A 14,139-nucleotide genomic window follows, 5' to 3' on the forward strand; every position below is an offset into this window, starting at 1 on the left:
ATCCCCTGCGGGCAGTCCTGTCCCACCAACCTTTGCGGCCGTCGCGAGGCGGGGAAGGAGGCCGAAATCGCCGTTGCCCCCCGGAGGCCAAGCAGGTTCGCAACAGGCACATTGATCGATTATTTCGAAAATTCTAGAAATAGCGGTTGACGCGGACATGCAACCGATCCACGTTATTCTCATGAATATCGAACAAGCAGCCAAGCAACTCGAAGCGCTCGGGAACGTCACCCGGCTCCAAGTCTACCGCACCCTTGTCCGCGCAGGGGAAGCGGGCCTGCCCGTCGGGCAGATCCAGGAGCGCCTGGGCATCCCCGGCTCTACGCTCTCGCACCACCTCCAACGGCTCCTGCTGACTGGGCTGGTGACGCAGGAGCGGCAGGCCACGACCCTGATCTGTCGGGCCAGCTTCCCAGCCATGAATGGCCTCATCGGTTTCCTTGCCGACGAGTGCTGTGCCGATGCCGGATGTGCATCCCAGGCAGAGAACGCCGCCTGACTTATTTTGCCCGGTATTTCCATGATTCTAGGATCAAGAAAGGAGCGACGGGTGCCAGGCTTCATTCCATTCCTCCGCCGCGCCCGTGCCTCCCGGAGCCGTCGGCGCGACGTCTCCCGGGCGAGCTGGACGGCCATCTCCGGCGCGACATCGGCCGTGAGCGGACCGGCGTCCTTGCCGCCTTGGCCCTGCCCAGCCATCTCGAACCCTCGCGTATGCTCAAGATCCTCTGCGGTCGCGGACATGTCTTCCTCATGCGCGTACGCGACGGCTTCGCTCCCCGACCTGCCTCCTGCTGCGGCTGATCCCCACAAGGAGACTGTCCATGACTGCGCTTGAGTCCCTTCCCGTTGCCGTCATCGGGGCAGGCCCGGTCGGCCTCGCCGCCGCCGCCCACCTGATCCAGCGTGGGCTGCCCGTAAAGGTCTACGAGGCGGGCCAGACCGTCGGCGCCAACGTCCGCGACTGGAGCCACGTCCGCCTGTTCTCGCCTTGGGAGTACAATACCGACACCGCTGCCCGCGCCCTGCTCCAGTCTCACGGCTGGCAGGAGCCTTCCAGGAAGGCCGTGCCGACGGGATCGGACCTGTACGAGGCGTACCTTAAGCCCCTGGCCGAGACACCCGAAATGGCGTCCGTCATAGAGACGGGCGCCAAGGTCACCGCCATCACCCGACAGGGCGCCGACAAGGTGCTCGGCAAGGGACGCGAGACCAAGCCGTTCGTGCTCGCCGTCTCGAACGGCAACGGCACGACCAGGCGCGACCTGGCGCGGGCGGTGATCGACGCCTCCGGGACGTGGACGACGCCGAATCCTCTCGGCGCGGGTGGAATCCAGGCGGAGGGCGAAGCCGAGCATGCCGACCGCATAGCCTACCGCATTCCCGATGTGCTCGGGCCGGATCGTGCCACCTATGAGGGCAGGACGACGCTCGTCGTCGGTGCCGGGCACTCGGCCGCGAACGTGCTCCTCGACCTCGCCCGACTGGCCGAGCGCAGTCCTGCAACATCGATCGTGTGGGCGACCCGCGGAGCGAACCTGATGAGGGTATATGGCGGCGGGCGCGCCGACCAGCTCCCCGCCCGGGGCGAGCTCGGCTCCAAGCTCAAGGCCCTCGTTGACAGTGAACGGATCACATTGGTCGCTGGCTTCTCCGTCGTCCGCGTCAAGACCATCGGCGACCAGGTCGTCCTTGAGGGCGAGACCGCGGACGGCGTCCGGGAGGTCGGTCCCGTCGACCGGATCGTGGTCACGACCGGACAGCGTCCGGACCTGAACCTCACGCGGGAACTGCGCCTCGACCTCGATCCGTGGCTGGAGAGCTCCAAGGCGCTCGGTCCCCTGATCGACCCGAACCTGCATTCCTGCGGATCGGTGCCGCCGCATGGCCACCGCGAGCTCGCCCATCCCGAGCCGGGCTTCTACACGGTCGGAATCAAGAGCTACGGGAGGGCGCCGACCTTCCTGATGCTGACGGGCTATGAGCAAGCGCGATCGGTCGTGGCGGCCATTGCCGGCGACCTTGCGACGGCGGACGACATCCACCTCGTCCTGCCGGAGACGGGCGTGTGCTCGACCGGCCTTGCCCCGGTCGCGGCGGCATCGTCCGGCTGCTGCGGAAGTCCCGCTCCCGTGAACGTCGACGTGTGCTGCGTCGCGGACGCGGCGGCCAGGGCAGACGGCAAGGACGGCTGTGGCTGCGGCTCCGCGGATGCACCGAACAAGCCGTCGGAGAAAGTTGCGGAACCCGCGGGCTGCTGCTGAGCTTCGCGGATGTCGAACCTCTCAACCGGAGCCCTGACGAGTGAGCGTGCCATGAAGAAGCCAGGCCCGAGGCTGGTCATAGCCACCCTCGGGGTCACCCAGATCCTCGCCTGGGGATGCTCCTTCTACCTGCCCGCGGTTCTCGCCCGTCCGATTGCCGCCGACACGGGATGGTCCCTCGGCTGGATCGTCGGCGGACTGTCCGTCGGCCTGCTCGCAGCCGGCATCGTCTCGCCAAAGGTCGGAAGCACCATCGACGCGAAAGGCGGCCGCCCGGTTCTGATCGCCAGCTCGATCCTGCTGGGAGCCGGATTGGCGACACTGGCGCTCGCCCACAGCCTGCCGGTCTACATGCTGGCCTGGCTGCTGACGGGCGTCGGCATGGGGACCGGGCTTTATGATGCCGCCTTTGCCACCCTCGGACGCCTCTACGGCAAACGGGCACGGAGCGCGATCACGACCCTAACCCTGTGGGGTGGCTTCGCGAGCACCGTGTGTTGGCCTCTCAGCGCCTACCTCGTCGAGCATCTCGGCTGGCGCGGCGCTTGCGCGGTCTACGCGCTTATCCAGGTCTTCATCTCGCTCCCGCTGCACGCCCTCGTCATTCCCAAGGCGATCCCGGCCGCACATGGTCCGACACCGCCCGCGGCCGGACAGGGGCATCCTTCCCCGGCCGCACTGACCGGTTCCCGGCGCACCCGGGCTTTCCTCCTGCTCGCCGCCATCCTGACCTTCGGGGCGATGACCGCGTCCATGATCGGCGTCCACCTGCTAACCCTGCTGCAAGCCCGTGGGCTGGAACTTGCGGCTGCGGTTGCCCTTGGCGCACTGGTTGGCCCGTCGCAGGTCGGGGCTCGGATCGTCGAGATGGCGTTCGGACGTCACTACCACCCGATCTGGACCATGGTGGCTTCCGTTGCCCTGGTCGCCGCCGGAGTGATTCTTCTGGTCGCGGGCTTCCCGATCCTCGCATTGGCGCTGGCGCTTTACGGAGCCGGCAACGGCATCGGCTCCATCGCCAAGGGGACGCTGCCGCTCGCCCTTTTCGGCCCCTTTGGGTACGCGTCGCTCATGGGCAAGCTAGCTATGCCGAGCCTGCTCGCCCAGGCCCTGTCGCCATCGATCGGAGCGATCCTGATCGAATGGGGCGGCGCGGATGCGGCTCTGCGCCTTCTCTCCGGACTGACTTGCCTGAACCTCGGTCTCGTCGGCCTGCTGTGGGTGACCACGCGCAAGCGCTGACGATCAGGCCGGCACCTCAGCGGCCCCAGTCGCTGGGCATAGGCACTGGCCAGATCGTGCAGGGCCGTGACTGCATCACCGTTGAACGAGGAGCCATACATCAGTGCAAAGGTGCGCGGGACCCTTGCACCGATGCGTGAAGAAATCGCCGCAGAACAGTGTCTGGCTGGCCTTCTCGTAGATCGCTCCGGCATCCCAGCCGTGCGGCACATGGGGCCTGGCGATGGATGCGATCGCCGTTCTCATCGACGCGGGTCTCCATCGCTTGCTCCTTGGTTCGCCCCCGCCGCGAAGGACCAGAGCCAGCTTCCGCCCGGAAAGGCGGCATGCGCCGTCGGTTCCAGCCACGTTGCGCGACTGCGCTGGTTTTGAGTCGTGGCGCAGCCAACAACAGGATATGATCCGGTCGACACGGCACCATGCGCCATTCCCTGGGAAGGAGGCCGACGATGTCCCGCCGCAAACGCCAAAGACGCCTGGAAGAGCAATACAGGAGCCAGCTCGCCCCTTGGCTGGTCGGCGCCGCGGGAACATGCGTCCTGCTGATGCTGGTCATCTATATCGCCACCATGCCCCTGTGAACGCGGATGCCATGAACATCCCTACCCGGCTCACTTGGAGACTATCGATGCCGCGCGTAACTCTCGCACTCCTCGCATTGCTTTCTGCCGTGGGTTCGGCCCATGCCCAACATGCGCCCGCCTCGCCCTATGCCGGCTGGGAACACCGGGCTGTGAAGGCGCTGTCCGACCAGCAGCTCGCCGACCTGCGTGCCGGACGTGGCATGGGTCTCGCGCTGCCAGCCGAACTCAATGGTTACCCCGGCCCCATCCATGTTCTCGAGCTGGCTGACCAGCTTCGGCTGACCACGGACCAGCGCACCCGCGTGCAGGAGCTTCATGCCGCGATGAAGGCCGAGACCATCCCTTTGGGCGAGCGCCTGATCGCACAGGAGACCGACCTCGACCGTCAGTTCGCCACCAAGTCGGCGACGCCCGCCAGCCTGGAAGCGGCGACGGTGGCGATCGGTGCGACCCAGGGCGCCCTGCGGTTCGCTCATCTGCGTTATCACCTCTCGACGCTTGACGTTCTCACCCCCGAGCAGGTCAGGCGGTACGGAGAATTGCGAGGCTACCAGGCGTCCGGCGGGCATGGACGCGGCCACAAGGGTCATCATTAGGGCATCAACGGAACCCGGCATCTCAGCCGCCCGTCATGCTCATGCCCCCTGATCCGGACAACGGCGAAGACCCTGCTTTCAGAGAACACCTCCGCCCGTGACTGGCTCCACCTGAGTGGAGGTGCGCCATGAGCGATGATGAGGATGTGGGCTATGGCCGCCCTTCCCGGCGCACCTGCTTCAAGCCGGGCCGGGGCGGCAATCCCCACGGCCGGCCCCAAGGCGCCAGGATCAACGGCACCATCGCGACCGGCGCTCTGGGTCGGGAGGTCTGCCTGCCGCCGGGCGGCGCCATGATCAGGCGGCACTGGGGGCGCCACTGTCGCAGTATGCCTCCTGGCACGGCACGCTCCCGGATTGTCCAGAGCTGGAATACCGCGTCAAAGGGCAGAGCGGTGAACGGTTGGAGTGTATGCACGACGTGGATGGTGGAGAACAAGCGGCTCCACCTTCTGGCCGTCGACCGCGAGCGCTGAGACTTTCCGGAGCTGAAGCAGCGGGCGATTGCGCCGACGAACGGCGCAATCCAAAGAGGATCCGGATCGAGGTCGCTGGTCCCTGCACCATGCGCTCTGATCTCGATCCGGCCGTGCTCAAAAACTTCAAGGCTGACGGCTTCGCTCCGATCGGTGACAAGGAATAGGACGTGATCCGAGGGATGGGCAAGCTGCTCAATCTCGACTTCGCGACGATGTAAGGACAGGATGGCGATCGCGGCAACCGAGGCCGACCGACACCACTTTCCGGAGCAGCACGGCCGGGCTGATCCACCAGTTCGCCCAGGTTTCTGCGGTCTTCGCCACTGTGCTGGTCGCATCCTGGCATGTTGGTCTTCTCGACGTCGGGCCTAGCCGAATACTTCGGCGGCAGCGCTCGGGTGCCGCCGGTTTCTCATCAGCTGCGCGGCACCGAGGCGGTCAAACAGGCCGTCGAAGCCGGGATCGGGATCTCCCTGGTCTTGGAAGCAGCCGTTGCCGACGAGGCGCGGGCTGGAAGCCTGCGCGCAATCCCCTTGGCTGATCCGCCGTTGGCGCAGGGCGTTATTCGTTGCTTGACGGGTTGATAGATCTGGTGAAATCGCGCCGGCATTCGTCCAGCATTTGCTGAATGGAAGCCATCGACCTGTCGGAACAGACGCGCATTCGCCGGATCATCAGATTGGAGAGCGGCTGTAAGGTAGGCGATGAGCCGCGACGAACCCAACCAGGGGATGGGATTACAGACAGCATCGGTCTGGGGTGATGGGAGCATTTGCCAGAGCCAGCTTGAGCCGGGTGCTTCGCAACCGGTACATTCATGAGCGTGACTTCACCTGGCGAAGGAACTCTCGTTGAGTGGCTCTGCGCCGTTGACCCGAATGGTCATAGCATTTCCACGCCAGACGACATTCCGGCCGATCCAGGCATAGGCCCACATGATCGGGATAAGACAATCCCGCGTCAGACAGGCAATCGGATAGCGCCAGGAAACGTGCCACCCTTTGCTCTTGGCAAGCGCCCATTCGGCACCATACCAGACCAGAGCCAAGAGTGTCAGGAGCACGGCGATGCTGTGCTGGCTAACAGCCGCGAAATATGTTCCGGCCAGCAGCGGAATTGCGGCGCCTGTCAGGATCTCGGGGGCGAAGAAATGAGGGAAGGTGACGCGCCTGAGTCTCGCCCATCGGGTTTGCCGTCCCCAGACCTGGCGTGCGGTCCGGCGCCCTAGCGGCTGCTCAAAGGGGGATGTTACAAGATGAACGTGCAGTCCCATCTTCCGCACGAGCTTCGTCGCCGCCGCGTCCTCGGCAATTTCGGCGGCGAGCGCGCGGATGCCGCCGTTCGCGTTAAGAAGGTCGCGGCGCCAGAGCATGCTCTTGCCCTGGGCGAACCCGAGCCCAAGGCTCTCGCCGACATATTGCCAGCGCGCCTGGAGTGTATTCAAGAACGCACATTCGACTTCGGCCCAGAATCCCTCCGGAAGGGAACCAATGGGTGTTGAGCAGACCAATCCTGTGCCGGGTCTCCAACTCGCCAACAGCTGCTGGATGTAATCCTGAGGCATAAGAACATTGGAGTCGGCCAGCACAACCCAGTCGAAGCGGGCTACCTGCCAGCCTTTTATACAATTGTTGAGTTTTGGATTGTCACTGATCCGGTCATCTCCCACGAGGAGGCGCGAGGGAACTGAAGGATGGGCTGCCATAAGCCTGCTTATGATAGGAATGATCGGATCGTCTGCCTGCGCTACGCAGAATATCAGTTCGTAATGCGGGTAACTAAGTGTAAAGCTGGAGGCCAGTGTTTCCTCAACGAATGGCTCTGTTCCACAAAGGGGCCTGATGATTGTAACGGGATCAGTCGGATTGACTGGGGCCTTATCCATCGGGGCTGAGTTCAGCCGCATTGCTGCGATGGCAATGCTTACGAGATTGGCAAGCGTCAGGGCAAGGCAGAGAATTCCGGCAGCAATTTCAATCATATGGGAATTCCTGCAGACTAAAGAAGATCCAGTAACTGGCTGAATGGCATTCTCGATTGCCGCCGTGGCAGGACACCGCCATCTTGCTGGTATCCAATGGGAGAAGAACGAGACGGCATCAGGGGGCCGGACGATGCGAAAGGCGCTGACCCTGCCTGCTGGACGCTGTGAACGCACGCGGCTTCTCGCTGGGTGTGCCAATGAATCAGTCGAATCTCACCATCGTAGGTTTCCGCGATTGCGGTGCAACTCTCCACCCAGTCCCCGCAGTTCACATAAGTGAATCCAGCGATCTCTTGAATTGTCGCATGATGGATATGGCCGCAAATGATCCCGTCTACCCCTTTGCGGTTTGCTTCTGTGACCAAAGCCTGTTCGTAGTCGCCTATGAAGTTTACGGCACTCTTTACCTTCAGCTTCGCCCACTGCGACAATGACCAATAGGTCAGCCCCAAACGACGCCTCACGCGGTTGAGATGTGCGCTTACGATCAGGGCTGTCTCATATGCCCAGTCACCGAGCAGAGCCAGCCACTGTGCATGACGCACGACTACGTCGAAGGTGTCGCCGTGAACCACGAGGAACAATCGGCCGTCCGCAGTCTGGTGAATGGCACTATCAACGATTTCAATCTTTCCAAGCTGAATATTCAAGTAGTCTCGCAGAAACTCGTCGTGGTTGCCCGGGATATAGACGAGCCGAACTCCCTTGCGGACCTTTCGCAGAAGCTTTTGAACGACGTCGTTGTGCTGCTGAGGCCAATACCAATGCGACCTCAGCCTCCAGCCATCAACGATGTCCCCCACGAGATAGATCGTGTCCGCATCCACTTGGTGGAGGAAGTCAAGAAGAGCTTCACTCTGACACCCCTTGGTTCCAAGGTGCAGGTCGGAGAGGAACAGAGCTCGGTATCGATGACTTGTCGCCTGCACTTTGAGAGTCCCGTGGCTGATCATTTATCGTTATGAGCCCTATGCTGCAGTTCTGTGACACCGGGCGCCACGCGTAGTGATCTGTACGCTGGTCGAGTTGTATGGGCGTTTGTCCTAGGCGAGTGTTGAGGTACGAATATTCGCGAGGTGCGCGGCGGAGACGGTTCAACCGATTTGGTTCGCTCAGCTCCATCCGAGACGATCAGGTGCGCGCTTGAAGCAGCGATCTCGACCAGGTTAAGGCTGCATAACACCGTACCGGAGCTGTCGTGGACGACAAGCCGCCAAGGGAGCGCGCTGCGCGCCATCCAGCTTTCCAGCAAGGCCTGGGCATCCTGGAACGCACGCTGTCGAGCCCGGTCGGGACTGTCCAGTTCCACACCCATCGGATCAGGGTACCACCGGCGTCCGTCGCTCAGATTGAAGTAGTAGCGCTGCGTCATGCCATGAGCATCTAGGCAAATGTCTCGACAGGGACATGACAATTGTATGACGGTTTTGCTTCTGGCCTCCTGCTTGCCGACCGTTATAGGCGTACGGGATCGGCTGGACTGCTTACCGTCTTAGGCAACCTGAGCGGACGCCTCATGCGGCCGAGCTGCTCACAAGGATCTGGTCAGACTGGGGAGTTGTTGTGAGACGCGTGCCATCGAAAAGCCTTCCACCTGCCGCCAAGCCCGCCCGCCGAACTCCAGCAGGAGGCACAAGGGCCGGAGCGAGAAGTGTCAAAAGCACAAGCAGGACAAGCCAGAAAATCCGTCCTCAGACCGCGCCGAGCCTCGCGGGGAGAGCACATCGCCTCCTGATGCGGTCAAACACATTTGGCGCCGGATCAAGGCGCCTGAGCAGGAAGCGAGCAACACCAGCGAAGTGGGGGGAAATCCCGACCATGCAGCCATAACTCTGGTCGAGCCCCAGGCAATCCATCCAGTTTCACCGGCTGGAGCAATTACGGTTTCTTTCCATCTCGGCCAACAACCTCGATGAGTTCTTCATGGTGCGTGTTGCGGGCCTGGTCGGGCAGGTGCGCTCGGGTGTCACCACGTTGTCACGCGATGGCTTTACGCCCCGGGAGCAGCTCACCCGGATCGGCGCCGAGGTGTCCCTCCTCGCGGCGGAGCAGCAGCAGCGCTGGCGGGAGCTTCGGGAAGCTCTCCAAGAGCAAGGCATCGTCCTTATTGAAGGCTCTGCTCTGACGACTTCCGAAGCCTCTTGGCTCGAAGACTACTTCCTCAGTCACGTTTACCCCCTGCTGACGCCACTTGCCATCGACCCTGCGCACCCTTTCCCGTTCATCCCCAATCTCGGTTCATCCGCCGTCAGCCTCATCGGCCTTGGAGCTTTGGGAACCAAAGTGAAGAAGGATTTGCCGCAATCCAGGCTCAGATATCACGCTTACCGCCTCCTTGATGCTGAACCACTTCGCCTCACGCTCACCCTCCTCCAACCAGTGATCTCTCTGGTGATCAACACGGAGCGGAAAAACCTTGATGACACACTTGACTTCGCGGCCATGAGCAAGTCGCTTGATATACTCGAACGAGCCGAGGGATTGGGGATGGACGGATCCGATCAGGCCCGCTTCCTCAAAGGCTTCCCGGGCAGCGCTATCATGCGGAGCAAGGCCTGAGATTGGCCAGCCCTTGGGGATCATCCAGCGCTTGCGTCCTCGCGTCGTCACAAGCATGATCTTCAACGAACCGTCACGGCACCAGCGGAACGGCAGAGCCCCATATTGATCCAAGGGATCGGTCATTCGCTTAGAACCTCGCCATGATAAAGTTTGCCATCTCGGCACAATCCGGCACTCCCACTCTAGTGGAACCACCCTGCTGGGCTTGCGTTCCGACCTGCAATGAGCGGAGGCATTGAGGCTAGATGAAGAACGGATCCATCCCCCAGGAGGTCGAACTCAAGCTTGAGCTCGAGCCCGACATGCTCGACCAGGTGCTGGCAGATCCGCTCTTTCAAACCGAGTCCCATGACAGTCCCGTTACACAAAATCTTCATTCCACCTACTTCGACACCCCTGATCAAGCTCTGAGGCAGGCAGGTATCTCGTTTCGGATCAGACGCAACGGCGATCAGAATATCCAAACGATCAAGGCCTCCCGGCCCCTGGATGGAATTGCCCTGTCCCGGAGTGAGTGGGAGCATGAGATTGAGGGCGAGGATCCTGATTACACCGCTGCGGAGGAAACCGCTCTCAAACCGTTCCTGAAGGTCCGAGAGACGATCCAACCCGTGTTCAGGATGACGGCGCAACGAAAGCTCCGCAGGCTGTCGTACGGGTCTTCCATCATTGAGGTGGCCGTAGATCGTGGCGAGATCGTAGGCAGGGAGCAAACATTCACTTTTGGTGAACTTGAGCTTGAGCTGAAGGAAGGTACCCCGGCGGACCTGTTTGGTCTTGCCCAAGAGCTCTCGGCAAAAGTGCCTCTTCGCCTGAGCTTCAAGACCAAGGCTGAGCGTGGCTACGAGGCAATCTCAGACGAGGCGATCAAGCGGGTCAAAGCCGGCCCTGTCGTGCTCAGGCGACGGATGACGAGCGCGCAAGCATTTCAGATCATCAGCGCATCGTGCTTGCGGCACCTGATGGTCAACGATGCCATTGTCAGGACTGCACCCGAGGCCGATGCAGTTCACCAGATGCGTGTTGCCCTGCGCCGGCTCCGGGCTGCAATCACCTTGTTCAAGGACGTTGTTGAGGATGACCGGCGGGATCAGATCAAGGCCGAGCTCAAATGGATGGCAAACCTGCTGGGCGAGGCCAGGGACCTGGACGTTTACATTGCGAAAGTCCTAGAGCCTGCTCGAGCCCAGAATGAGCACAACGAGCGCTATAGGCAGCTACTCGCCGACTACGAGGAGCAACGCCAACAGGCCTACCAGGCGGTTCAGGACACCATCGCGTCGCCCCGCTTCATCAATGGCATCCTGGAGACTGCGGCCTGGATCCAGGCTGGAGACTGGGTGCTGGACGACAGTAAGATCGCACGCCGGCGCCAGGAGAGGCCCGTTGCAGAGCTGGCGGAGGAGGAAATCGGGCGCCGGTGGAAGCGCGTGCTCAAACGCGGTCGTCATCTGGCAGATCTGGATCCGGAAGAGCGCCACCAGGTGCGCATCGAGATCAAAAAGCTGCGTTACGCGACCGAGTTCTTCGACAGCCTGTTCAAAGGTGGCGGCGCGAAGAGGAGGAAGCGAGATGCGCTGAGTACCCTCGAGGCGCTTCAGGAGACGTTAGGTGAACTCAATGACATCGCTGTTGGATCAGAGATGAATACCTCATCAGCTGCGGACGCGATCCATCAGGACCAGATCTCCCGCGTGGGTGATCTCATCGCAGCGGCAGAAGAACAGCATCGGAAGCTAGCGAGCCTGGAGCCGTTCTGGAAAACCTAACGGTTCTGCGGGCGCACGCCAATGCAGCCGTCGATGACGTGCATGAGGCATCCGAGCCGAAAGCGGATTCGCACTTTTGGGACAGACCCGATGCTTTCTTCTAAGATGAAAGCATCGTTCGACGCGAGCCGCAGCCCCGCGTCAGCATGAAACATGTCCACCCTTCCGCCCGATACTTAGGCTCGGGACCTATCATTTGGGTCTGAGGGCTGGCCGGTCGTTATCCCAATGATGGCGTTGACACTGACCTCATGACGATCTGCGCGGAGCCCTACGCAGGCGATAAAAGCTGGAATCTCAGCCAGACCAGGCAGCTTTGGATAACTGCCTCGTTCCGTTTACGTATGACCACATCTGCTGTTCTCGCATCGTTGGGAAGCGGCCGCCGCAGGATGTCCAGATGCCTGCTGATCGTGTTCTGCGCGATGCCCAGTGCCCCGTCGATCCGCGTCATGCATTCGCCGAACTCGATCGGATCGACCGAACGCTGGTGACCGAAATTCTCTTGCGGTTCTGCGAGCATACGCAGGATGGTCAGCCGACTCTCGCTGGCCATGGCCTTAAACTGTGTTGACCTGTTCATAGCCACGATCATATCGTCATTTCGCGAAATGACGATATGAGATGTTGCGATGCTGGAGCTCCCAAACACGTCGATCATCGAAGGCAATGCTGTCCGCTGGGGCAAATGCGGGAACGGACCGCCTCTCGTTGCCATCCACGGGACACCCTTCTCCTCGCAGGTATGGCGCAGGATCGTGCCAGAATTCACCGACCGAAGAACCGTTTATTACTTTGATCTGGTAGGCTACGGACAATCGGAAATGCGCCGGAATCAGGACGTATCGTTGGCCGTTCAGAACAGGGTCCTGACAAGTCTCTTCAGGGAATGGGGCCTCGAACGCCCAGACATTCTGGCCCATGACTTTGGTGGAGCAACGGCTCTGCGCGCCTATTATCTCAACGGGCTGCGTTATGCGTCGCTGACGATCTTCGATGCGGTTGCGCTGGCGCCATGGGGGTCGCCTTTCGTTCAGCATGTGCGCCAACACGAAGCGGCGTTTTCAGGCATGCCCGCCTATATGCACCGCGCGCTGCTGCGCGCGTATCTACAGACAGCGGCGTACAAGCCATTGTCGGAAGAGGCTCTGGAGATCTACAGCGCTCCGTGGATCGGTCCCATCGGCCAGCCTGCATTCTACCGGCAGATCGCGCAAATGGACCAGAAGTTCACGGACGAGGTTCAGGGGCTTTACGCGAGGATGGATTGCCCTGTCACCGTACTTTGGGGCGAGAAAGACGAGTGGATTCCGTATGAGCGGGGGGAGACATTGGCCGCCGCGATCTCTGAACGGCCCTGCATGCGTATCCCGGATGCGGGCCATCTTGTTCAGGAGGACAGGCCAGAAGCCATCGTTGCAGCGGTCATAAAGCATTTGATGGCCAATTAGGCTTAAGATCTATCAATTCGGCCTGAGGAGCGGTTCAGTGCATCGGTGACGAAGGCATCGATGAGCGATCTGGTTCTGCCAGGCGAGCGCCGGCTGGCGCGGATCTCAGCGGGATCGTGTACGTGATCCGCAACGGCCTGCAATCGAAGGATGCTCCAAAGCGGTACGGGTCCCATAAGACCCTCCATAGCAGGTTCATGCGCTGGAGCCGCCTGGGCTGTTCGATCGGATCGTCGCGAAGGCCACGGGCCGCAGATGCCACACCCCTGAAGGTGCGCCGGACGGTGGCCAGCCTGCGCGGAAAGGAGATGTTCCCCGTTATACCGGCCGCACGAAAGGCGGCTGAGCTCCAATCTCAACGCCGTCTGCGGTAGCGCCGGCGAGTCAATCATTCTTCTGTTGTCCGAAGGCCCGAAGAGCAAGCACTTGGGTGCCTGCTCGTGCTCCGTGGGCTGCCTGCCGGCTCAACGCTGATCTCAGATCAGGATCACGACAGCAGCTGGCTCCGAAAGGCTCTTGCCGGGAGGAACATCGAGTGGTGCATCCCTCCGGCCAAGAACCGGAGAACTCCCATTGCCTAAGACCCGACGTTCTATCGCGGGCGCCACGAGGCCGAGATCATATTCGCCAAGGTCAAGGACTTGCGCCGGATTGCTCGCCTCTACGACCGTCGCGCCACATCTTCTTCCCAGCTATCGGCATCGCGGCTGCCGTCGCCTTCCACCTCGATTAGCGAACCATGAGCTTAGGCCTCTCCGACACATGGGCCGATGGTGTCTACATAATCCTCATCGTCACTATCAGGCGTCTCAATCGCGTTCATGACGGCCATGATCAGAGCTTCAGCCGCTTGATCATCGTCATCGATGAGCCCAGTCATCTGCGGACGGCCATCCTTGAAGGTGATCAGGAGTGCTCCACTAAACTCTCCCTGCTCCCGGAAATGACGGAGGAGGGCCTTCTGAATGAGCTTTCGCATGAACAGTTCTCCATAGCCGCACAACCGGGATGTATCTATCCATAAATCTGTGACGGACTGGTAACACAGTGCTGCAGCCCCGCTGCTGCACCAGGCGCAAATCACGACGGCAATATGACGACTTTGCCGAGAATGCATGTCCCAGACGCAGCCCTGACATGAGGCACTTTGCATTGTGAAAGGGCGGCATGCAGACGATATGAGCACCGGCTGAGTTCAACGCGGCGGG

17 protein-coding genes and 1 pseudogene are annotated in these 14,139 nt (G+C 61.5%); 11 read left to right on the forward strand and 7 right to left on the reverse strand.

Annotated elements, in window-relative coordinates; all coding sequences use genetic code 11:
- Nucleotides 1-181 precede the first annotated feature (181 nt).
- The 3 genes from GR328_RS02020 (at nt 182) to GR328_RS02030 (ending at nt 3,506) form a co-directional block, all read left to right on the forward strand.
- Complete coding sequence (locus GR328_RS02020) at nt 182-499, forward strand: ArsR/SmtB family transcription factor (protein ID WP_160882844.1); 318 nt, start codon at nt 182-184, stop codon at nt 497-499.
- A gap of 325 nt (nt 500-824) precedes the next feature.
- Nucleotides 825-2,264 carry an NAD(P)-binding domain-containing protein gene (locus tag GR328_RS02025; protein ID WP_160882845.1) on the forward strand — a complete coding sequence of 480 codons (1,440 nt, stop codon included), beginning with the start codon at nt 825-827 and terminating at the stop codon, nt 2,262-2,264.
- 51 nt (nt 2,265-2,315) lie between these two features.
- Entirely contained in the window at nt 2,316-3,506 is a 1,191-nt protein-coding gene (locus GR328_RS02030; protein ID WP_160882846.1) for an MFS transporter, read from the forward strand.
- A gap of 75 nt (nt 3,507-3,581) precedes the next feature.
- Here GR328_RS02030 and GR328_RS26785 read toward each other — a convergent pair whose 3' ends face one another.
- Nucleotides 3,582-3,752 (reverse strand): hypothetical protein, encoded by a 171-nt coding sequence (locus GR328_RS26785; protein ID WP_205789664.1) that lies wholly within the window; start codon nt 3,750-3,752, stop codon nt 3,582-3,584.
- A 203-nt stretch (nt 3,753-3,955) separates the two neighbouring features.
- Here GR328_RS26785 and GR328_RS27910 point away from each other — a divergent pair, with 203 nt between their 5' ends.
- The 4 genes from GR328_RS27910 to GR328_RS28455 all read left to right on the forward strand — a co-directional run bounded on the left by GR328_RS27910 (nt 3,956) and on the right by GR328_RS28455 (nt 5,749).
- Nucleotides 3,956-4,087 carry a hypothetical protein gene (locus GR328_RS27910; protein ID WP_281351892.1) on the forward strand — a complete coding sequence of 44 codons (132 nt, stop codon included), beginning with the start codon at nt 3,956-3,958 and terminating at the stop codon, nt 4,085-4,087.
- A 47-nt stretch (nt 4,088-4,134) separates the two neighbouring features.
- On the forward strand, nt 4,135-4,686 hold the full coding sequence (locus GR328_RS02040) for a Spy/CpxP family protein refolding chaperone (protein ID WP_160882847.1): 552 nt from the start codon (nt 4,135-4,137) through the stop codon (nt 4,684-4,686).
- A 128-nt stretch (nt 4,687-4,814) separates the two neighbouring features.
- Nucleotides 4,815-5,162 carry a hypothetical protein gene (locus GR328_RS02045; protein ID WP_160882848.1) on the forward strand — a complete coding sequence of 116 codons (348 nt, stop codon included), beginning with the start codon at nt 4,815-4,817 and terminating at the stop codon, nt 5,160-5,162.
- Nucleotides 5,163-5,509: 347 nt separating this feature from the next.
- Nucleotides 5,510-5,749 (forward strand): LysR substrate-binding domain-containing protein, encoded by a 240-nt coding sequence (locus tag GR328_RS28455; protein WP_160882849.1) that lies wholly within the window; start codon nt 5,510-5,512, stop codon nt 5,747-5,749.
- A gap of 245 nt (nt 5,750-5,994) precedes the next feature.
- On the opposite strand, the gene GR328_RS02055 is transcribed toward GR328_RS28455, so the two are convergent.
- The 3 genes from GR328_RS02055 to GR328_RS28460 are packed head-to-tail and all read right to left on the reverse strand — an operon-like array spanning nt 5,995 to nt 8,521.
- A complete protein-coding gene (locus GR328_RS02055) occupies nt 5,995-7,146 on the reverse strand; it encodes a ceramide glucosyltransferase (protein WP_160882850.1) in 1,152 nt (383 codons plus the stop codon).
- A 17-nt stretch (nt 7,147-7,163) separates the two neighbouring features.
- On the reverse strand, nt 7,164-8,102 hold the full coding sequence (locus GR328_RS02060) for a UDP-2,3-diacylglucosamine diphosphatase (protein ID WP_160882851.1): 939 nt from the start codon (nt 8,100-8,102) through the stop codon (nt 7,164-7,166).
- Nucleotides 8,099-8,521, reverse strand: a complete 423-nt coding sequence (locus GR328_RS28460; protein WP_425486999.1) for a DUF6894 family protein — start codon at nt 8,519-8,521, stop codon at nt 8,099-8,101. The genes GR328_RS02060 and GR328_RS28460 overlap by 4 nt, the downstream gene beginning before the upstream one ends.
- Nucleotides 8,522-9,018: 497 nt before the next feature.
- Between GR328_RS28460 and GR328_RS02065 the strand changes: the two are divergent.
- Nucleotides 9,019-9,408 (forward strand): annotated as a pseudogene (locus GR328_RS02065) (RNA degradosome polyphosphate kinase); the annotation flags it as partial.
- Here GR328_RS02065 and GR328_RS02070 read toward each other — a convergent pair.
- Nucleotides 9,388-9,834 (reverse strand): NUDIX domain-containing protein, encoded by a 447-nt coding sequence (locus GR328_RS02070; protein ID WP_160883021.1) that lies wholly within the window; start codon nt 9,832-9,834, stop codon nt 9,388-9,390. The pseudogene GR328_RS02065 and the gene GR328_RS02070 sit on opposite strands and share 21 nt — an antisense overlap.
- Nucleotides 9,835-9,956: 122 nt before the next feature.
- Here GR328_RS02070 and GR328_RS02075 point away from each other — a divergent pair, with 122 nt between their 5' ends.
- Nucleotides 9,957-11,480, forward strand: a complete 1,524-nt coding sequence (locus GR328_RS02075) for a CYTH and CHAD domain-containing protein (protein WP_160882852.1) — start codon at nt 9,957-9,959, stop codon at nt 11,478-11,480.
- Between the two features lie 271 nt (nt 11,481-11,751).
- Here the strand turns inward: GR328_RS02075 and GR328_RS02080 are convergent, their stop codons facing one another.
- A complete protein-coding gene (locus tag GR328_RS02080; protein ID WP_205789666.1) occupies nt 11,752-12,141 on the reverse strand; it encodes an ArsR/SmtB family transcription factor in 390 nt (129 codons plus the stop codon).
- Here GR328_RS02080 and GR328_RS02085 point away from each other — a divergent pair.
- Together GR328_RS02085 and GR328_RS28465 are read left to right on the forward strand one after the other, a co-directional pair.
- On the forward strand, nt 12,113-12,931 hold the full coding sequence (locus tag GR328_RS02085; RefSeq protein ID WP_160882853.1) for an alpha/beta fold hydrolase: 819 nt from the start codon (nt 12,113-12,115) through the stop codon (nt 12,929-12,931). The two genes, GR328_RS02080 and GR328_RS02085, sit on opposite strands and share 29 nt — an antisense overlap.
- A gap of 56 nt (nt 12,932-12,987) precedes the next feature.
- The gene (locus tag GR328_RS28465; protein WP_425487005.1) at nt 12,988-13,305 is read left to right on the forward strand and encodes a transposase; all 318 of its coding nucleotides are present in this window, start codon (nt 12,988-12,990) and stop codon (nt 13,303-13,305) included.
- A gap of 371 nt (nt 13,306-13,676) precedes the next feature.
- Here GR328_RS28465 and GR328_RS02095 read toward each other — a convergent pair whose 3' ends face one another.
- Nucleotides 13,677-13,910 (reverse strand): hypothetical protein, encoded by a 234-nt coding sequence (locus GR328_RS02095; RefSeq protein ID WP_160882854.1) that lies wholly within the window; start codon nt 13,908-13,910, stop codon nt 13,677-13,679.
- Between the last annotated feature and the right edge of the window lie 229 nt (nt 13,911-14,139).

The organism is Microvirga makkahensis, assembly GCF_009830105.1.
Taxonomy (GTDB): domain Bacteria; phylum Pseudomonadota; class Alphaproteobacteria; order Rhizobiales; family Beijerinckiaceae; genus Microvirga; species Microvirga makkahensis.